At 64.6% G+C, this 19,714-nt stretch carries 13 protein-coding genes; 6 read left to right on the top strand and 7 right to left on the bottom strand.

The window, feature by feature from the left end; genetic code table 11:
* Positions 1–86 precede the first annotated feature (86 nt).
* The 4 genes from SINAC_RS19555 to SINAC_RS19540 all read left to right on the top strand — a co-directional run bounded on the left by SINAC_RS19555 (position 87) and on the right by SINAC_RS19540 (position 6,376).
* A complete protein-coding gene (locus SINAC_RS19555) occupies positions 87–608 on the top strand; it encodes a hypothetical protein (protein WP_237722876.1) in 522 nt (173 codons plus the stop codon).
* A 583-nt stretch (positions 609–1,191) separates the two neighbouring features.
* A complete protein-coding gene (locus SINAC_RS19550) occupies positions 1,192–4,152 on the top strand; it encodes an NPCBM/NEW2 domain-containing protein (protein ID WP_157579440.1) in 2,961 nt (986 codons plus the stop codon).
* Positions 4,149–5,870, top strand: coding sequence for a hypothetical protein (locus tag SINAC_RS19545; protein WP_015247329.1), 1,722 nt, complete (start codon positions 4,149–4,151; stop codon positions 5,868–5,870). The genes SINAC_RS19550 and SINAC_RS19545 overlap by 4 nt, the downstream gene beginning before the upstream one ends.
* Before the next feature lie 263 nt (positions 5,871–6,133).
* Complete coding sequence (locus SINAC_RS19540) at positions 6,134–6,376, top strand: hypothetical protein (protein WP_015247328.1); 243 nt, start codon at positions 6,134–6,136, stop codon at positions 6,374–6,376.
* 594 nt (positions 6,377–6,970) lie between these two features.
* Here SINAC_RS19540 and SINAC_RS19535 read toward each other — a convergent pair.
* The 6 genes from SINAC_RS19535 to SINAC_RS19505 all read right to left on the bottom strand — a co-directional run bounded on the left by SINAC_RS19535 (position 6,971) and on the right by SINAC_RS19505 (position 15,130).
* Positions 6,971–7,582: a transposase gene (locus SINAC_RS19535; protein WP_044147214.1), complete on the bottom strand. Its 612-nt coding sequence runs from the start codon at positions 7,580–7,582 to the stop codon at positions 6,971–6,973.
* 304 nt (positions 7,583–7,886) lie between these two features.
* A complete protein-coding gene (locus tag SINAC_RS19525; RefSeq protein WP_015244773.1) occupies positions 7,887–9,311 on the bottom strand; it encodes an IS1380 family transposase in 1,425 nt (474 codons plus the stop codon).
* On the bottom strand, positions 9,295–10,080 hold the full coding sequence (locus SINAC_RS19520; RefSeq protein WP_052334754.1) for a hypothetical protein: 786 nt from the start codon (positions 10,078–10,080) through the stop codon (positions 9,295–9,297). Before SINAC_RS19520 ends, SINAC_RS19525 begins: the two co-directional genes overlap by 17 nt.
* A gap of 208 nt (positions 10,081–10,288) precedes the next feature.
* Positions 10,289–12,064, bottom strand: coding sequence for an EF-hand domain-containing protein (locus SINAC_RS19515; RefSeq protein ID WP_015247327.1), 1,776 nt, complete (start codon positions 12,062–12,064; stop codon positions 10,289–10,291).
* Positions 12,061–13,428, bottom strand: a complete 1,368-nt coding sequence (locus tag SINAC_RS19510) for a DUF1501 domain-containing protein (RefSeq protein ID WP_015247326.1) — start codon at positions 13,426–13,428, stop codon at positions 12,061–12,063. Before SINAC_RS19510 ends, SINAC_RS19515 begins: the two co-directional genes overlap by 4 nt.
* Before the next feature lie 118 nt (positions 13,429–13,546).
* Positions 13,547–15,130 (bottom strand): DUF1549 and DUF1553 domain-containing protein, encoded by a 1,584-nt coding sequence (locus SINAC_RS19505; RefSeq protein WP_015247325.1) that lies wholly within the window; start codon positions 15,128–15,130, stop codon positions 13,547–13,549.
* 226 nt (positions 15,131–15,356) lie between these two features.
* On the opposite strand from SINAC_RS19505, the gene SINAC_RS19500 reads away from it, so the two are divergent.
* Entirely contained in the window at positions 15,357–15,956 is a 600-nt protein-coding gene (locus tag SINAC_RS19500; RefSeq protein WP_015247324.1) for a hypothetical protein, read from the top strand.
* A gap of 167 nt (positions 15,957–16,123) precedes the next feature.
* Here SINAC_RS19500 and SINAC_RS19495 read toward each other — a convergent pair whose 3' ends face one another.
* Entirely contained in the window at positions 16,124–16,468 is a 345-nt protein-coding gene (locus SINAC_RS19495) for an RNA recognition motif domain-containing protein (protein WP_015247323.1), read from the bottom strand.
* Between the two features lie 465 nt (positions 16,469–16,933).
* Here SINAC_RS19495 and SINAC_RS19490 point away from each other — a divergent pair, with 465 nt between their 5' ends.
* Positions 16,934–19,663: a PAS domain S-box protein gene (locus tag SINAC_RS19490; protein ID WP_015247322.1), complete on the top strand. Its 2,730-nt coding sequence runs from the start codon at positions 16,934–16,936 to the stop codon at positions 19,661–19,663.
* The last annotated feature ends 51 nt before the right edge of the window (positions 19,664–19,714 follow it).

Here is a 19,714-nt window from a genome sequence, read left to right as displayed (position 1 = left end):
TCGAGAGGGGCAGACTGTGGACGTAACGTAACCGTAACGTAATTTGACCCGACTTCTCTTACTGATCCCCCAAGACCAACGAGGTGATGATGAGACAGAACATCCGCATCCTGGGCGCCTCCGCGCTGATGTCGTGTCTGCTCCAACCCGCCTTCGCGGCCGATCCGCCGGCGGCGGCGATCGCCCTGAAGATGGCCAACGTCACCGACGAGCTGAACCGGACCGAAACCGGCAAGCCGGTCCAAACCGAACAGAAGGCGATCGTCCAGGACCTCGACGAGCTCATCGCCTCCCTGGAAAAGCAATGCCAGGCCTGCAAGAGCGGCATGAAGCGCAACAACCCGAACAAAGGCATGGCCGACTCGACCATCAGCAGCGGCTCGGGCGGAATCGGCACCCTTCTCAACCCAAGCGATACGGGCAAAGATTGGGGCAAGCTCTCGGGCCGCGAGCGCGACCGCATCCTCCAATCAATGTCCGAAGGGTTCCCGCCCGAGTACCGCACCGTGCTCGAACGCTACTACCGTCGCCTCGCCGAAGAGAAGAGCAGCTCGTCGGCCCAGGCGAAGGCGTCGAGCGCCCCCACGAAAGCGGACGAGACCCCCTGATCTGACCTGACGAAGACGAACCTGCCGGGTTTGATGCCCGGCAGGTTGGTAACCGCCACACAGTCGATCATGTCCAGGTTTTTTAGTCCTGAAAGGGCGACCGTCAAACGTGTTGGCCTGGTTCGGACGGTCGCCCCTCCGGGGCTGCAAATCATAAAAATGTCGATCCGTTTTTCCCAGGGGTTTCACCCCTGGCTAGATACGGTCGCCCCTCCGGGGCTAAAAAAACATGCATAACCTGTGTCCTCCTCCCCCAGCAATCGGATCCCTTGCAGCCCCGAAGGGGCGACCGTTAATAGCCAGGGGTGAAACCCCTGAAAACGACAAATGCCCAAAACCTGTTTCGTTTTACCGCAGCCCCGAAGGGGCGACCGTCAAACGTGTTGGCCTGATACTGACGGTCGCCCCTTCGGGGCTGCAAATCACAAAAATGTCGATCCGCTGTTTCCAGGGGTTGCACCCCTGGTGATAGAGACGGCCGCCCCTCCGGGACTGCCAAAGATTCGTTCCCGACACAACATGGCCGCCCGTTGAAGGCGGCCCGACCCAAGCCCGCCCGTCGCTCGGCCCCGTTCAAAGGGAGGTGGCCCAGCTCGCGGCGTTCATCGATCGAGGGCATGCGATGCACCGCGTGGTTCTGCTTTGGGTCAGTCTCCTCACCGGCGACGTCCACGAATATTCCCGACCGCTCGACGCCAAGAAGATCGAGCAGGCGACGCTCGATGCCGAGTCGTACGGCGAGAAGAAGCAGGTCAAGCGCGAGGATGATGGCCTACACATCACGCTCGCGCCCGGCGAGGCCGAGACCGGCTGGAAAACGCCGCAGACGCTGAAGTTCGGCGGCAACTTCACGATCACGGCCAACTTCGTCGTGCGCAAGCTCCCCAAGCCCGCGCAGGATGATGGGACGGCGGTCGGCCTGGCGATCGCGACCCAGAACGTCGACCAGCCCGACGCCACGCTCGTCCGCCTGGTCGAGACCACCGGCGCGAACGTCTACCGCTCGATCGGCAAGGCAGGCAACGCCCAAGGTCCCCAGGGCATGCAGATGCAAATGCAGATGCAAATGATGGCCATGCAGGGGATGGGGATGCCACAGCCGGGCGGCAAGCCTCCCAAGCTGCCGCGTCAGACCTTCCCGGCCAAGGGAGAGGCGTTCCGGCTGGAACTCAAGCGCGAGGGCTCGACCGTCCGCTACCACGTTCTCGACGGCGAGTCGGGATCAGGCCGCTACCTCGGGCAGATCGAGCTGGGCGCAGGCGATATCGCGGGCGTGAAGCTGTTCGCCGTTAACCGCAACGGGGCCGAGGGCCTCGACATCGTCCTCCGCGACCTGACCGTCCGCGCCGATCGCATCAACGGCCTCGGGACCGAAGTCCGCACCGTCTTCGGCGAAATCTTCCACGGCGAACCGACCGCCCTCGAAGGGGGCAAGCTCATCGTCGGCGGCCCGCCTCCCGTCGCCCCTCCCGCCACGCCCCCGACCACTCCCGGCCCGAAGGCGGCAGCCACTCCCGGCGAGGCGAAACCGGCAGGAGCCGCTTCCCCGCCCGCCACCGAGGCGGCAAAGCCGGACCAGGCCAAGGCCGAGAAGGAGACGGGGGGATCCCCGGTCAAGGAGAACGCCACCGAAAAGGCAAAGGACACCGACGCCAAAGACAAGCCCAAGGAAGACACCAAGGACAAGCCCAAGGAAGACACCAAGGACAAGCCCAAGGAAGACACCAAGGACAAGCCCAAGGAAGATACCAAGGACAAGCCCAAGGAAGACGCCAAGGATAAGCCCAAGGAAGACACCAAGGACAAGCCCAAGGAAGACGCCAAGGACAAACCGAAAGACGCCAACGCCAAGGAAGCCCCCAAGCCAACGCCACCGCCGAAGGTCGAGCCCAAGGCGCGGGTCCCGCTGGATGAGGTGGAAGGGATCGCGTTCGAGAAGGCTTTGACCCTCTCCGGCCGCGTCCTTGGCCAACCGAACCTGGACTTCACCAGGCCCGGCCTGGAAGCGCCCAAGGACGGAGCCGTAGCGAAGTCGGACACCAAGACGGACGACGTCCTCGCGCCGCCGCCGGGGACGGTGACCCCTGCGAAAATCCCCAAGGTCGAGCCCAAGCCGAACGGGATTTGCGACTTGCACCTGACCCTCGCCAACTTGCGGACGGCAGCCATCAAGCAAGTCACGATCAATGCGCAGACCGACAAGGGCCCAGCCGCCTGGCGGCTGGACACCTCCGACTCGCGCGACTGGCCGCTGGTCGTCCGCCGCGCTGGGACCGAGACCTGGGCCGACCTGTTCCTGGAGCCCCCGGCCGGCGACCTCAACGGCAAGGACCTGACCGTCAACATCACCTACGCCGACGGCCAGAATGCCAACGCCACCATCAAGTCGGACAAACGGTCCGACCCCAAACTCGCCGTCGACCCGACAGCCCCTGCCCCTTCGCTCGACGCCCGCGTCTACCTGACCGGCGACGAACAGCTCTTCGGCAAGTTCGAGGGCCTCGGCGAAGATTCGTTACGCCTCCAGACCCCCTGGGGAGACCGCCTGACCGTCCCGCTCGCTCGCGTCATCGGGATCTACATGGGACTTCCCGAGCATAAGGAGTCGGCCGAGTCGTTCGCCAAGCGGCTCCGAACGCGAGGGACCGAGGACCTCCTCCTGGCGCGTTCCAAGGACGACGAGATCGTGGCGATCCCGGGCATCGCCGAGGGGACGAAGGAGGACAAGCTGCTCTTCCACTTCCAGGAGAAGACCCGGTCGCTTCCCCTCAAGCAGGTAGAGGGCCTGGTCCTCGCCGCGCGGCCGGAGCCCGAGCGGCCCGACGGGTTGCGCCCGACCTTCTCGATGGCCGGCGGCATTGTCGTCTCGGGCCTCTGGAAGACCTTGGAGGCCAAGACCTGGAAGATCGAGACCGCCTGGGGCCAGAGCCTCGACCTCCCCGCCGCCGAGGTCCGTAGCGTCCGGTTCCAAGGGGGGCAAATGACCTACCTGTCGGACCTCGAACCGAGCCGGGTCGACGAGACCCCCTTCTTCACCCGCCGCTCCCCCTGGCGCAAGGACGTCAATCTCGCCGGCGCTCCGCTCAAGGTGGACGGAATCACCTATGAACACGGCCTGGCCGTCCACTCCCGATCCGCCCTGACGTATGACCTGAACGGCGAGTACACCACGTTCGAGGCCGTCGTCGGGTTCGACGACGACGCCAAGAAGCTGGGGCGGGTGGACTGCCGCGTCTTCGCCGACGGCAAGGAAATCTACGCCAACCCCGACCTCCGGGCCGACGCCCCCCCCGTCAAGCTCTCGCTGCCGGTCGCAAAAGCCAAGCAGCTCAAACTCCTCATCGACTTCGGCCCCGACCAGGACACGGGCGACCGCGTCATCTGGGCGAACGCCCGCCTCTTCCGAAAGCCGCCGCCGACAAAGACTGAGGTCGCCGCCAAGACGGCTCCCGCCGACGCCGCGAAACCGGGTTCCCCCGAACCGCAGAACACGAAGACACCCACGCCCACGAATACGACCACGAAACCCGGGAGCGGCAAATGAGTCGACCCATCATCATGCGTCAGTCTCTCGGCCGATCGTTCTCGTTCCGGCTCGCCCCTTTGCTCGCGCTCAGCCTCATCGGCGCATGGTTGCCGGCCGCCCTTGCGGAGGACGACAAGCCTCAGCCGGCCATCGAGGTCTACGACTGGTCGATCTGGGTCACCAGCCCGGCCCAGCTCACGCTCAACGGGACGCGTGTTTATAAGAACGCGATGCCCGGCGTCGTCGGCACGAGCCGGCCGAAGCTCGAAGGCAAGGAGCTGGTCGGCAAGTTCCCGATCGCGCCGATCTCGGTCGTCCAGTTCTTCGGCGAGCCGAGCCGCGACCTCGACATCGACCTCCGCGTCAAGAAAGGGACGCTCGTCGCCCACTGGCCGCCCGGGAGCGAACGCGCAGGGCGGATCCAATGGTTCAAGTCCGACCTGACCAAGGCCCTCGCCGCCGGCGTGCCCCTCGGCTTTCTCCCGGAAGCCCACTGGCTCCCCCAGCTCCGCAAGGTCGAGTCCGCTCTCTACCATCAGCGCGAGTCGCGGGCCGAGCGGTTCCTCGCCTACGACACCGAGCTCGCCATCCCGATCCCGCTCAAGCTTCGGGGGGGGCCTGACGAGTACACCCTGCAAAACCTGACCGGGCTGAAACTCCTCGACGTCGCCGTAATCGCCCCCACGGACGGCGGCTATCGCGTCGGCTGGCTCGACGAACTCCCCTCGGCCACCCCGGAAGGGAAGGATGAGGGGTCGGTCAAGAAGGCCAAGGAAAAGGAGGAGCAGGAACGCAAAAAGAAGCCGGCCTCCGAGAAGGCCAACGAGGTCTTCGAGAAGGCTGAGACCGACGCGAAGAAGGAGAAGGACAAAGATAAGGAGAAGGACGAGCCCAAGCCGTTGCCGGCGGAAGGGGACGCGGATGTCCGGGCTCGCGTGGACCAGATCCTCAACCGGCCGATCAACGTGAACGTCGAGCAGGCCCCTCGCAAGGAGGTCCTCGACCTCGTCACGGGCCAGGCCCGGGTCCGCTACGAGTTGGACGATAAGACGCTCATCAAGGAGGAGGTCGACCTCGGCAAGACGATGAGCCTGAAGGCGCCCAACATCGCCGCCCGCGACGCCCTGGCCGAAGTGCTCGGGACGATCGGCCTGAGCTACCGCGTCACTGAAGACGGCAGCCTCTTCATCACCACGGCCGCCCGGCTCGCGGAAGACTCGGGCAAGAAGGGGGCCGTGATCGAAGGCCCTCCGGTCAAGCTCACGCTCTCGAAGCCGTTGAAGGCCTCGGACCCGTCCTACCGCGAGCTCACCCGCGACTCATACACCCGGCGCCTGGCTGCGCAGGGCCTGCGTGACGAGGTGATCGAATCCCTGCTCGGCCAGTACAGCGAGGCCCTGTTCGCCCCGGACGGCCTGATCGTCCTGGCTCACTTCTCACGCGACGCGATCGACGACGCCGTACTCCTCGACGTCTTCCCCAGCCCCAAGAAGTTCGTCCGCACCGCCGCCTTGGTCATGCACGGCATCGACCCCCGCCTCCAGGACAAGGCCCGAGAACTCGTGCAAAAGCTGGGCGATCCCGCACCCAAGGCCCGCGAAACGGCCGAGACCCAGCTCTTCGACCTCGGACCCGTCGCCGTGCCGGTCCTGGAAGACGCCCTCAGAGACAAGGACGTCGAAATCGTCTTCCGCGCCGAACGCCTGCTGCTCAAGCTCAACCGGCAGGTGCCGTGAGTGAGTGAGCACGACGGCCCCCAACGCCGTTTCAAATCCGCAGAATTCTTGCTCCCGAAGGGGCGACCCGCAAAGGTATTGGCCTGATGCTGACGGTCGCCCCTCCAGGGCTGCAATTACCAACCGGAACGAAGGTTGCCCCTCGCCCGGCTGCCCAACCCTCACCAAACGCGTTATCATCATGCTGGTTGAAGTTTCATGAGAGGGGTCGCTCGATGACGCTTTTGGGAGACTGACCCCAAGCCTTGAAGGGGGCTACTGACATGATCGATACAACCACACGGCGACCACTTCGGGTCTCGACCGACGGCACTGCGGGGCCTTACATCATGGTTCCTGTCTCGCAGTTGGATCGGGTCCGGCGCCTGCTCCTGGACAACAAGATCCCCCACCGGGTGGACGAAGACGCGATATCCTTGGGGGGGAACCCGGCCGTGGTAGTGATCGACCTTGTTCGGAGCGATGACGCGGAGCGGACCCAGGCAATCCTGGACGCGAACGCCTAAATCCGTTTACCGTCGAATGGTAGATTTCTGGGAGCCCCGAAGGGGCGGCCGTTAATAGCCAGGGGCGCAAGCCCCTGGATATGATTTAAACAAAATTATCCTCATAATTTTGCAATTCCTTTCTGGGAGCCCCTTGGAACGCTGACGAAACAACTTCCTGATTTCTGTGGGAACGGGTGGTTCGGTACTGGGAAGTCGTTTCGTCAGCGTTCCAAGGGGCGACCGTTTCTAGCCAGGGGTGAAACTCCTGGAAGAGACGCGGCAGATGAGGTCTCCGCAGCCCCGAAGGGGCGACCGTTTGAATAAGCCTGACGCCTTTAACGGTCGCCCCTTCGGGGCTGCAATTCATATTGATTTGAGTTCATCCTGTTTCCAGGGGTTTCACCCCTGGCTAGAAACGGTCGCCCCTTCGGGGCTGCAATCGACACCGACATCGAAAGGTTTTCCAGGGGTATCGATCGAATACGGACATACCCCCTGGGACCGCGGGCGACCCGCCCGCAATTCTATTCATTCAAACAAATTAAATTATATAAATTAAAAAATTTGCCTAAACAAAACCAATAGAATTGCGGGCGGGTCGCCCAATGGCACTTACTTTCTCGATTTCAGACCGCGTTTGCGTGGTCGCAGTGGGAATTTTCTGCGGCGGGCGATCACCTCACGCGGGTAGTGTCGGCCAGGGCGATTCGCGAGCTTACACTGGCCAGACATCCTCAGAACCAAGTCGATCCGCTCTTGGATCTTCGCGGGGTCCGTGGTATCCAACGACTCCAAGAGCAAGACCTTCACTAACGACCATACCCGGTTGAAGCTCAATCGCCGCGGCGCGATCTCGACCCGAGCCGCAGCCATCCGGCGAATCAGATTCGCCATGTTATAGGCCACTGTCGCCGAGGCCAGTTCCTTCGCGACCATCTCCGTGGATCGGCCACGCATCTCTTCCAAGCGAAGCGTCCGCTTCAAATCACGCAGATCGGTTTCGATATTTTGCCGCTGGCCATAGATCGCGGCGAGCTCGCACCCCTCGTCAGGGAGCCGACTCACAAGCCACAGCGTCAGCTTCTCGGAAATTCGAACCTCGTGCAACCACACACGCAGCGTTGCATCGGCCGGCCATTGTGGGTTCGACTTGCGTTCCCAGCGGTTGGGCTGCCAAGTTAGTTCCCACTGGTCCTTGCCCTGGGCTTTCCCTTGGCGCACCATCGACCGAAATCGCTTCTCAGTCAACCGCAACACGAAGTCGTGGCCCGCCTGGTTGGCTAACCTGGATTTCTCACCCTATTCTTTCGGGGTCCGATCGCTCGACGATTTCGACGGCTCGCCCCCGCCACCCGCGGCCTGCGTGGTCTCCCGCTTGCTCATCACGTCGGCGTGGACCTGATCGGACCTCTTCACGCCAACGCGAACCTGGTTCCTCAGGCCCCCGCGCCCAGGCGGGGGCGCACCCCGATCCTCACCCCTCCTCAGGGAGGGGCTTTCCCGCCTCATTTGACTGGGTCTCCTCGTTTCAGCACCTCGGGATCAAGGGCCCCGACCGCGCCAAGTTGGTGTGCACACGCCGAAACACTTCCGCATACGGACAACCGCTCGAGAACTTCACCCACACCTTGCGAACCGTCACCCGCACCAACGCCCCGATCTTCAAGAGCTTCAGACGGATCGTTTGGCACTGCGCCTCGGCCATCGCCGTTCCCGCCAGCCCCAGCCGCCGCAACGCCTCCAGCAACACGTAGGCGATCGAGGAGAAGAACAGCCGGATCTGGTTGGCACGCATCGTGTGGGCACTGGTCCGATCGGCGAACAGATGGAGTTGCTGCTCCTTGATCCGGTTCTCCATCTCACCGCGACCGCAGTAGTCTTGCTCGTACAGCGGCGGCGCCGCTCGTTCCTCGACCGTGAGCGACGTGACCACGAACCGCGGGTTGGCCCCCTTGCCCAGATGCTCGGCCTTGGCCACCACCCGACGTTCTCGGCTCCAGGTCTTCTGCGTTTGATAACGCAACTCGGCGAAGACCCGGGACGGCTGTTTCGTCGCCTCGAATTGCTGGCGTGCTTGGGCCAATTCCGTCGCGATCGCCGCCGTCAGCCGGGTGTTCTTGGCCAGGCCGATCAGGTAATCCACGCCGTTGTCCTCACACCAGCGAAGGATCTCCTCGCGGCAGAACCCGCTGTCGGCGCGGATCAGGATCTTCACCTGAGGCCACGCCTGGCGGATCTGCGAGACGATCCGCTTGAGGGACTTCACCGAGCCGGCGCTGGCATCAATGTCGGAGGGACGCAGCCGGGCACAGAGCAGGTGGTCGCCGCAGAAGATGTAGAGCGGGAGATAGCAGTATCCCTTGTAGTAGCCGTGGAAAAAGCGGCCAAGTTGGCGGCCATGGACCGTGTCGTCGGTGGCGTCGAGGTCCAAAACGATCCGCTCGGGGGGTCGGCTGTGGGCCTGAAGAAAGAGGGTAACGAAGAGCCGTTCGACCTCATGGGTCTGACAGGTGATCTTCTTGTAACGGCTCTGTCCGTCGGCCCCGACAGGGGTCAGTTCCAAGCGGTTGAGGGTACTCTTGCCAGCCAGCGGCTTGCCGCGATCGCGGAGCCGTGGCCGGTCCTGGCCGGTGGGATCGGTCTTGCCGACGACGGTGGCCAGTAACGGATCGCAGCGGAGATCGTCGTGGTCGTTGAGGTCTTCGTAGCCCAAGGCCAGACCATAGACGCGTTGGGCCAGGAGGTGTTCCAGGGGGTGCTCGACGAGGTCAGGATCGCGATGGTCGGTAAAGCAGGCGGCGAACTGGCGGATGATCCCGGTGCGGGCTTCGATCTGACGGAGCAGAAGTGCACCGCCGTCGGAAGAGATGGCGCCCCCGTCAAAATCGGCGAGCACTTGGCGGTGACCGAGGATGGAAAAGTCGAGGTAAGTCGAGTTACACTCTGTAGCCATCGGGCTGCCTTGGTTCGGTGTCAAAAGTGGTTGTCGCAATTCCACCTATGACACGCAAGGCAGCCCGATTCAATCCCTGGTGAGAAATCCAGGCTAACCAGGCGAACGCGAAGACGCCAAAATTCCGGTCGGCGATCAACACGGAGCCAACCGGAAGTCGCGGCATCAAACCGGCCGACAATGGGACTTCGCCAATCGCGGCCGGGCCATACATTGCCCCCACTTCCGGACGCACGGTCACACCGCTGGATAACTCGTGGGCCGCTACCAAGTGGAGGATCGGCCAGTGCGATTCTCCGTGTTGATTGCGGGCCGGCGGATACGTTTTGCGCAAGGCGTCAGTGGGTGCCAAAGAGAGCGTGGAACCGTCCACAAGAAACGCGTTACGCCCTTTCACCGATGGCGGAGACTTGGCGATTAAGGCTGCAGAAACCTCGTCAGCCGCCCGTTGAGCCATCTCCACGGGCAGCCGATCTCGCGCTCGCGAAAACCCACCCGTGTTGGCCGAGAACGATTTCTCACGGGCCCGCTTGTTATCAGGGAGCACATCTGCACTTAATCGAGCCAACTCTCCCACAGCGGTGGCCATCGTTGCATTGCAGGTCAACCGTTGATAGATCATCAGCCAGACAACGACCCAAGGCGTGAACACGGTCGAGAGCGTGGGCGGTTTCTGAGCATGCAGGACATCCGGTGGGACCAAGCGATGGAACATCCGAACCGCCTCACCCAAATCGACGACAGCGGGTGATTCCTGGTCATGGTTCATGCGAGGTACTCCCAAAAAATAGGAGTTCATGGCGCAAAAATCGTGCCAGAGGTGCCCCTTATTGCAGGATTGGCGAAAGTAAGTGCCATTGGGCGACCCGCCCGCGGTCCCAGGGGGGGGAATGGGATGCAAATCGAAGGCGCTGGCTGGTTTTTGCCCCGTTGGGGCTGAGGTGGTCTTCGGTGAAATTCGTGGTGAAATCGCCACCTTACGGGCCGGCATTCCCACGACTGGCAGCCCCCGCGCCCGCCTCGGCCTCTTCGGCATCGATCAGGCCGTCTTTGTCTCGGTCGAGGCGGTCGAACTCCGTGCGGGGGCCGAGGAACTCGCGGCGGGAGATGTCGCCGTCGTGGTTGCGGTCCATCTGGCGGAACCAGTCGGGGCCGGCGGTGAGTGCGGCCGGTTTGGGGGCGGCCATCATCGCCTGAGGGGCAACCACGTTATTCCCCGCTCCACCGCCACCGATCAGGCCGGTGAGCTCACCTCGGGCGATGTTGACCTGGAAGTGGTACGGAATCTCGTCGGCCGTGACCCGGCCGTCGGAGTCGCCGTCCCATGACGTGATTCGATCGACGGTCCGCATCACCTCGCGGGCGCTGAGGCGACGGTCGCGATCGAGGTCGAGGATGCCGAAGATCGCCCGACCCTGGTCCGAGGCTGTAAGGACCAACCGGCCCCGCGCCGCCTCGCTCTGCCGATCGGCGAATTCCATGAGCTCCTTCTCATACAGCTTCCCATCGCCGTCACGGTCGATGACCTTGACCAGACCGGCCAGGGGGGAAACTTGCCCCTGAACTTGCACCTGCACCGGGGCATCATTGTTCTCGGCCGGCAGCTCCTTGCCCTCGAGGTAGCCGTCCTTGTTGGCGTCGGCCGCTTTGAACAGCCTCTGGTAAATGCGCCGGGCGTTCTCAGCCACCGCGTCTCCCTGGTCGACGTGGATGTCCAGGCGGATCCGGCCAACCGCGATCTCAACGTCGCCGTCGGCAAGCTGGCGGACTTCCGTCCCTTTGGCCAGCCCCCCATCGCCCCGGATGCGGGTCGTCGCCCGACCCGGGCCTGAGCCCGAGCCCGAGGCGTCGGGCGAAAGGTTGATCTCGAGGTCGAGGTCAACCGGGGCCTGGGCGAGGAATTTCCGCAGCTCTTCCGTGCTGAGGGCTCCATCGTGGTTCGCGTCGGCGCTGGCGAAGGCGTCAGGGTCGATGGCGAACTCTTCGGGAGAAAGCTTGCCATCCGGCCGGCCAGGGACGTCGCCCCGTCCTTTATCGTATTTCTTCAGCAGGAGCCGGGCCAGGCGGAGCGACGACACGCCCGCAACCAACTCGACGACCGGTGGGACGGCGATGAGGCGCGCCTGGCGATCGGCCGCGTTCCCGGCCACGGCCATGGCGGTCGGGCTATTGAACGGCTCCAACTCGGTGGCGCTGATCATTTCGTTGTCGTCGAGGTCGAGCCGACGAAGCGACCCGGCGATCGCGGCCAGTTCCGTCCGGGTGAGCGCACCGTCCTTGTCGCGATCGAGGTGGTCGAAGAGGGCGTCCGTGCGGTTGATCGCGAGCCGGCCGACCTGGACGCGGAACGGGCCGATGACCGGCCTGAGGGCTTCAGCCAGCTCGTCGATCGAGACGACGCCGTCCTTCGGGTGAACGTCAAGCTCGCCACGGAGCAAGGTCGTGGCCCCCCCGGTCGCCAGCCGCACGAGGGCGGCGAGCGCCCCCCGATCCGCCTCCTTCTCGGTGAGCTTGCCGTCACCGTCGAGGTCGAGGCAGGCGTGGATGGTCCGGATCGAGTCGAGCCAGGCCGCGTCGAACGGCCGGTCGCCAGCCATGACCCGAAGGCGCAGGAAGACCGGCCGCTCCTCGCCGAGGAAAACGACGTTCCGTTCCGCCTCACCCTCAGTTTTCGCAGCCTCTTCCGGAGGACCAGCCGCCGCGGTAACGGTCAGGGCGAGCGCCAGGGCCACGCAAGGGGTCGCAAACGTCATCCGAGGAGTTCCTTGATCGGGTTGGCCTTCGGGTCGACGAGCCGGATCGGCCGGCCCGTGTCGACGACGTTCTGCTTCATCGGGTCGATTCCGAGGCTCCGCACGACGGTCGCGAGCAGGTCGGGGACCATGACCGGGCGGTCTTTGGCCTCTTCTCCGTCGGCCCCCGTGTCGCCGATCACCTGGCCGCCTCGGATCCCGCCGCCGGCCAGCACGGTCGACCAGGCGTTGGGGAAGTGGTCGCGGCCGGCGTTCTCGTTGATCTTCGGGGTCCGGCCGAACTCGCCCATCCAGACGATCAAGGTTGAGTCGAGCAGGCCGCGAGAGCGGAGGTCGGTCATCAAGGTGGCCCAGCCGGCGTCGAGGACGCCGCTGAGCTTCTCGACCGCGTCGAAGTTCTGCTGGTGCGTGTCCCACCCGAACGCCATCGAGCCGTCGACGGACGAGAGCGTCACCTCGACGAACGGGACCCCGCGCTCGACGAGCCGGCGAGCCAGCAGACACCCCTGGCCGAACGGGTTCCGGCCGTACGCGTCCTGGAGCGCGGCCGGTTCCTCATCCAGCTCGAACGCCTTGGCGGCCGACGACCGCATCATCTTGACGGCCCGCTGATAGGCGTCCTGATGGCTGAGCGCGGCGAGGCCGGGGCGGGAGGCGAGGAAGTCGCTCCCCAACGTGTGCATCAACTGGAGCCGGTCGTCGGCCCGGGCTCGATTGATGTCGTGCGGCGCGTCGAGGTCTTCAACCCGCAACGAAGGCTGCGTCGAGGCATCACCGCCGCCACCGCCGCCCACAGGCCGTTCGCCCACGATCAGCGGAGCGCATTTCGGGCCGAGGAAACCCGCCCCAAAGGCCGCCGGATTGAACGCGCGGAACGGCGAGATGCTCACGAACCCGGGCAACTCAGCCGACTTATCCTCGAACTCATTGGCGACGAGCGAGCCGAGCGTCGGGTGGCGCACCGGCCCTTGAGGCAGGTAACCGGTCCTCAGATAGTAGGTGGCGCGGCCGTGATCCCCTTCCTTCGAGCTCATCGAGCGGACCAGGGCGAGGTCTTTCGCCTGGCGGGCGAGCTGCGGCAGGTGCGGGCCGAGGAGCATCCCCGGCACCGTCGTCTCGATCGGCTTGAACGGGCCGCTGTTGGCGTGGCCCGGCTTGGGGTCGAACGTATCCGTCTGGCTCGGCCCCCCCGTCATCCAGAGCAAGATGCAAGACTTACGGCGGTTCGGGTCCGCAGCCGTGTTGGCCGCCAGGGTCTCGATCCAGCCGGAGGACGATGCGCCCAGGGCGCCCAAGGCAGCCAACCGCAGCACCTGCCTTCGGGTCAATGGCGGGACCTGGTAAGTCGGGCGCGGGCGATTCATGGCGGCATCCCCTTATTTCTTATGTCCCAAGAAAGCGAGACACGGGTCACAGGCGGAAGACGGGATCAATCCGATCGATCGCGCGGAACCAGCCGGGCGGGCCGGTCCCTTTCGTTCCTCAATGATTGAGGTGAAACTCGGGCCCGTTCAGGATGGCCCAGAACACGTCGGCGAGCGCCTTGGCACGCTCCTCGGGGCTCTCCGTTCGGTCGACGTAGCGAGTCAGAAGCGCCAGTTCCTCGGGCTTCGGCCGGCGGGTCAGGGTCGCGAGATAGAGGGTCTCGATCCGGCCCGGGGTGTCCAGGAAGGGGGCCTTGGTCACGGCCCCAAGCACCTCGCCGGTCGCCGGGTTGGTGGCCCCCGCGATGTGGCTGCCGTTCATCATCGTCAGGGCCTGGAGGATCGTGGTCTGCGCTTCGGTCGCCCGCTCATCGCGGTTGGCGAAGAGGTCAAGGAACCGCCCCCGAGCCCCCGCCGCGTCGGCCCCGGTGGCCTGGCTGAGGCTGTCGAAGAGCTGCCCGGGCGAGAGCCCGCGCACGGGCATATAAGCAAACATCGGCGAGGACGACTCACTCGGAGCGGCGATGCTGGAGAGGTTGTAGGCCTGCGTCGCCGTGAGGACGCGGATCAGGTACTTCAAGTTGTAATCATGGAGTCGGAACTGTACAGCCAACTCGTTGACCAGGCCGCCGAACTCCGGGTCGGACTCGAGGTCGAGGTCGTCCACCGGCTCAATCAGGCCGACGCCGAAGAAGCGGGCCCAGACGCGGTTGACGAGAGCTTTGGCAAAATACGGATTCTGGGGTGCGGTGATCCATTCGGCCAGGATCTCGCGGGTCTCGGCCCGGGGCCGCCAGTCCGGCTTCGAGCCGTCGAGGTGGGCCGCCTTGACGATTTTCTTGGTCCCCGGGATCGTCAACTCGCGGAGCGGGGGAGCGTCGCGGGGCATGCGGACCGCCGCCGTGCCGTCGGAATTCGGGGAGGGGACGCCCGCGAAGAAGGCGGCGAAGCCCCAGAAGTCGTCCCGCTTCCAGGCGGCGAACGGGTGGTTATGGCACTGGGCGCATTCCAGACGGACGCCGAGGAAGACCCGGGCCGCGCCTGCCGCGAGGTTCTCGGGCTTCCCCTCCTTGGCGACGTAGTAGGCGGCCGGGGACGGGTCGAGCCGACTGGCCATCGCCTCGGTATTGCGGTCGTTGAGCTTGGTGGTCAGGATCTCGCGGACGATCCGGTCGTAGCCGGCCTCCTCGACCACTTTCCGCCGCAGCCAGGCCTCGAAGCTCCCAGCGACCACGCGGGCCTGGTCCTCGGTATCGGCCTCGGGCAGCAAGAGCTGCCGCCAGAGCTCGGTGGCTCTCGTCGTGTAAGCCGGGCTGTCGAGCAGCCGTTCCACCAGCGCCTGCCGCTTGTCCAGGCTCGGGTCGTCGAGGAAGTCACGGGCCTCGGCGGCCGTCGGAATCTTGCCGACCAGGTCGAGGCTGACCCGACGGAGAAACTCCCCGTCGTCGGCGACCGCCGCCGGCTTGATCTTGGCGTCGGCCCACCGCGCGGCCAGCACCGCGTCGATCCGGGCGGCCAGCGACCGGGCGTCGCGTGCTGAGGGGGCCGGCTCCTTCTGCCCCCCGGCAACATCGGCCCCCTTGGCCGTTGCGCCCAGCGTGACCAAGCAGGCGACGGCAACCCAAGCTCTTCGGATAAGCATTGGCGATCCTCCCCTCGGTCGAAGTGGCAAACGACTATTACATCTATCGATGGCACCATCACGCTGTCAACGATATTCTTCAGACAAATGTGAGATGACTTCCTCAAGACCAGGAAGCTTCGCTCGCCTTTTTTCGGCAAGCGAACGCTCATCGCCAATCTCGCGTCGTTGGCAGCGAATGACTTGCGGAACTTCAAAACCAAAACGACAAGGAGAGCAACGGCCGATGGGGATCTTCGGACCAAGCAAGGACGAGGTGTGGCGACAACTCAGCCATGAGATTGGGGCCGAGTTCGTCGAGGGCCGGTTCTGGTCGGGGAACCGGGTGCAGGCTTATATCGCCCCCTGGACGATCACGCTCGACACCCACACGGTCTCCACCGGCCACAGCCACATCACCTACACCCGGATGCGGGCACCCTACGTCAATCCGGACGGATTGCGGTTCACGCTCTATCGCAAAGGGCTCTTCAGCGAGTTGGGGAAGCTGCTGGGAATGCAGGATATCGAGGTTGGTGACCCCGACTTCGACGAAGCGTTCATCGTCAAAGGGACCGATGAGTTCAAGGTCCGAGAACTCTTCGACGACCCCCAGGTCCGGGCGCTGGCCCTGGCGCAGCCGACGATCCACCTCTCCGTCAAAGACGATGAGGGCTGGTTCGGAGCCAAATTCCCCAAGGGGGTGGACGAGTTGCACTTCCAGGTCGTGGGAATCCTCAAGGACGGGCCACAACTGAAGGCCCTCTTCGACCTGTTCGCCGCCATCCTCGACCGGCTCTGCGAGATGGGCGCGGGACGAAAAGAAGAGCCAGGCGTGAGGTTATAAAAACAAAAAAAAGAAAGAACCAAGGGGTCAGGCACCAGACCGGGCGTGACGCCCGATCTGATCCGAAAAGGGCTTTGCCTTCATCGAGACCACCGCGAGCGTCGGGAAGCCCGGCGCTCGGGTGCTCAGGAGCAAGAACAATCAGCCCCTACCGACCCGGCCGACGATCAATAACGGCCGCCGCCGCCACCGCCGTAACCACCACCACCGCCACCGCTCCGACCGCCGCCGCCGTAACCACCACCGCCGCCGCCCGAACGCGGCTCGCGGGGCTTGGCTTCGTTGACCGTCAGGTTACGACCGTCGTGGTCGCGGTCGTTCAGCCCCTGAATCGCCGCCTGGGCCTGGGCATCCGTGTCCATCTCCACGAACCCGAACCCCTTCGAGCGGTTCGTGTCCCGGTCGATAATGATCTGGGCGCTCTGCACCGTGCCGAACGGTGTGAACAGGGCCTCCAGGTCGGACTCGTTCACGTTGTAGGTCAGGTTGCCCACATACAGTTTCTTACCCAAGGGTCAGACTCCGAATCAAAAGCAAAACGACCCGCAAAACGCTTTCAGGGTCGAGAAGAAAGGGGTTTCCATTGAAACCCGTTGAGGCGGGAAAAGCGAGAAAAGCAGCCAAAGACCGGATCGAAAGGAACCGGCGATGTCACTTCGTCGTCAGACCAACCGACCAAAGGATAACAAATACCCAAATTCATTGATAGAACCTACCGGTCAGTTCTTGGCAATCCCTTTTGAACCGTGCAAACTTTGGGGAGTCTCGGGGGGCTCGGCGCTCTCGCCCGGCTGGAGAAGATCCGGACCTCTCGACTGCGCGGAGCGACTTCGTCGCGGGGAAAAAAAACCTTGTCATCGGCCCGCCACAGGGATGTTCAGGCTCCGCCTGGTGTCTACTATATTCAATAATGGCCGACCGGGGGGCGTGTCGAAGCGAAACGTCCGCTGCCTTGCCGACAACGGGACAGACAGGTCATGTTGAGCCCCGCTCGCACGCCCCTACTTCGCTATGGAGGGGCGGTCCTCGCCGTCCTTCTGGCGACGACCGTCCGCTGGGTCCTGGACCCTTTCATCGGTGCCCAGTTCCCGCTGTCCACCTTCTTCGCCGCGCTCGTGTTCGCCGCCTGGTACGGCGGGTTCGGCCCCGCGCTCGTGGCCATGAGCCTCTGTAGCCCGGTGATCACCTATTTCATCCTGCCCCCTTACGGCTCCTTCTTCCTCGATAGCTATGAAGGCCAGGTGAGGTTCGGGGCCTTCCTGATCGCCGGCCTGGTGATCGCCGTGATGGGGGGCACGATTCGAGCCGCCCGCCACCGCGCGGAGACCGCCGCCAAGGAGGATCGCGTGAAACAGCGCCTGCTGGAGCAAGAGGTCGTCGAGCGCAGGGGGGTCGAGGCCGCCTTGAGGGTCGAGAAGGAGCGGCTCCGGGTGACGCTCGCCAGCATCGGCGACGCCGTCATCGTCACCGACGCGGACGGGCGCGTGAACTTCCTCAACCCGATCGCCGAGGCACTGACCGGCTGGTCCACGGGCGAAGCCGCCGGACAACCGCTCGAAGCCGTCTTCCGAATCATGAATCAGGAGACCGGCAAGCCCATTGCGAGCCCGACCCTCCAGGCCTTGCGCGGGGAAACGACCGGCGGGCTCGCCGATCACGCCGTCCTTGTCGCCAGGGACGGCCGCGAGCGACCGATCGACGACAGCGCGGCCCCGATCCGGGACGAATCGGGCCGGATCGTCGGCGTCGTCCTCGTCTTTCGAGATGTGACCGAGCGCCGGCGCGCGGACGAAATCCGCCGCCACCTGGCCGCGATCGTCGAGTCGTCGGACGACGCCATCCTCGGCACAACCCTCGACGGCACCATCACCAGCGGGAACTCAGGCGCGGAGCGGCTCTACGGCTACACCGCCGAAGAACTCGTCGGCCAGTCGGCCGCCCTCTTGATCCCGGCCGAGCGGTTCGACGAATTTCGCGCCACCCTGAATCAAATTCATCAGGGCATGAACACTGACCATTTCGAGTCGAAACGACGTCACAAGGACGGCACCCTGATCGACGTCTCGGTCAAGGTCTCCCCGATCAGGGACGGGTTCGACAACGTCATCGGCGCCTCCACGGTCGCGCGCGACATTACCGCCCGCAAGCGGGCCGAGAAGCGGCTTGCGGAGAGCGAACAGCGTTTCTCACGATTCATGCAGCACCTGCCCGGCCTCGCCTGGATCAAGGACCTCGAGGGACGCTATCTGTACGCCAATGAGGCGGCCTTGAAGGCCTTCCAGATATCTCGAGCCGATCTTTACGGCAAGGTCGACGACGAGGTCTTCCCTCCCGAGACGGCGGCCCTCTTCCGCGAGAACGACCGCAAGGCGCTCGCCGTCGAGATGGGCATCCAGGTGGTTGAAACGCTCCTCCAGGACGATGCGATCGTCCACCACTCGCTCGTCAACAAGTTCCTCATCTTGGGGCAGGACGGCAATGACACGCTGATCGGTGGGATCGCCACCGACATCACCGAGCGGATGCGGATGGTGGAGTCATTGCGGGAAGCCGACCTCCGGAAGGACGAGTTTCTCGCCACGCTCGCCCACGAACTCCGCAACCCCCTGGCCCCGATCCGCAACGCCCTCCACCTGATGAAGCCGGCGAACCGGGACTGCGACGACCTGGAACGCGAGCGTGCAATGGCCGAGCGTCAGGTGACCCACCTGGCTCGACTTGTCGATGATCTGATGGACATCTCTCGAATCAACCGAGGCAAAATCGAGCTCCGCAAGGAAGTCGTGGAACTGGCCACGATCGTGGGCCGAGCGACCGAGGCTGTGAAGTCCTCGCTGGAAGAACGAGGGCACAGCCTGTGCCTCTCCCTGTCCGACCGCTCGATCCACCTCGAGGCCGACCCGACGCGGCTGGAGCAAATCCTCGGGAATCTCCTCAACAACGCGATCAAGTACACCCAGCCGGGGGGGCAGATTTCGCTCATCATCGAACGCGAACACGAGAACGTGTTGATCCGTGTTCGCGACACGGGCATCGGTATCGAGCCCGAGATGCTCCCGCGCGTCTTCGGGATGTTCGTTCAAGCCGGCCACCACACGGGCCACTCGCACGGCGGCCTGGGCATCGGCCTGAGCCTGGTCAAAACCCTGGTCGAGCTCCACGGGGGGACGATCGAGGCCACCAGCCGGGGGCCGGGCGCCGGCAGCGAGTTCGTCGTGCATCTGCCCATCCTGCCGGGCATCCCCGCCGCTTCGGCCATCCACCGGGTTCCGGAGGATCCGCCTCGTCCCGATGCCGCTGTCGCCGACACCGAGCAACCGACGCGCCGGCGGATCTTGGTAGTGGACGATAACCTCGACGCGGCCAACAGCCTGGCCAGGCTCTTGCGAAGGCTGCACGGCCAGGAGGTCGAGGTCGCGCACGACGGCCCAGCGGCCCTCGAAGCCGCCGAGGCGTTCCGGCCGGAGCTGGTCCTGCTCGACATCGGCCTGCCCGGCATGGACGGCTACGAGGTGGCAAGAACCCTCCGCGATCGGCCCGAGTCGGCCACGATCCGGATCATCGCCCTGACCGGCTGGGGGCAGGAAAGCGACCGCCAACGGTCGAAGGAAGCCGGGTTCGATCACCACCTGGTCAAGCCGGTCGACCCCGACCTCCTGAGCACCATCCTGCGCGACTACGAAATGACCCCGACCGCCAAAGCCTAGCCCGGCCGGAAACGTCCCCCCCCCAGGGGGGGGAAGGCCGGATTCCTGGGG

This window comes from Singulisphaera acidiphila DSM 18658 (assembly GCF_000242455.2).
GTDB lineage: Bacteria > Planctomycetota > Planctomycetia > Isosphaerales > Isosphaeraceae > Singulisphaera > Singulisphaera acidiphila.
The sequence above is the reverse complement of the archived record's forward strand: the minus strand, read 5'-3'. Positions and strand labels throughout refer to the sequence as shown.

Coding starts and splice junctions, on each gene's coding strand:
- SINAC_RS19555 (WP_237722876.1), top strand. CDS start 87: ATGATGAGACAGAACATCCGCATCCTGGGCGCCTCCGCGCTGATGTCG.
- SINAC_RS19545 (WP_015247329.1), top strand. CDS start 4,149: ATGAGTCGACCCATCATCATGCGTCAGTCTCTCGGCCGATCGTTCTCG.
- SINAC_RS19540 (WP_015247328.1), top strand. CDS start 6,134: ATGATCGATACAACCACACGGCGACCACTTCGGGTCTCGACCGACGGC.
- SINAC_RS19535 (WP_044147214.1), bottom strand. CDS start 7,582: ATGGTGCGCCAAGGGAAAGCCCAGGGCAAGGACCAGTGGGAACTAACT.
- SINAC_RS19525 (WP_015244773.1), bottom strand. CDS start 9,311: ATGGCTACAGAGTGTAACTCGACTTACCTCGACTTTTCCATCCTCGGT.
- SINAC_RS19520 (WP_052334754.1), bottom strand. CDS start 10,080: ATGAACCATGACCAGGAATCACCCGCTGTCGTCGATTTGGGTGAGGCG.
- SINAC_RS19515 (WP_015247327.1), bottom strand. CDS start 12,064: ATGACGTTTGCGACCCCTTGCGTGGCCCTGGCGCTCGCCCTGACCGTT.
- SINAC_RS19510 (WP_015247326.1), bottom strand. CDS start 13,428: ATGAATCGCCCGCGCCCGACTTACCAGGTCCCGCCATTGACCCGAAGG.
- SINAC_RS19505 (WP_015247325.1), bottom strand. CDS start 15,130: ATGCTTATCCGAAGAGCTTGGGTTGCCGTCGCCTGCTTGGTCACGCTG.
- SINAC_RS19500 (WP_015247324.1), top strand. CDS start 15,357: ATGGGGATCTTCGGACCAAGCAAGGACGAGGTGTGGCGACAACTCAGC.
- SINAC_RS19490 (WP_015247322.1), top strand. CDS start 16,934: ATGTTGAGCCCCGCTCGCACGCCCCTACTTCGCTATGGAGGGGCGGTC.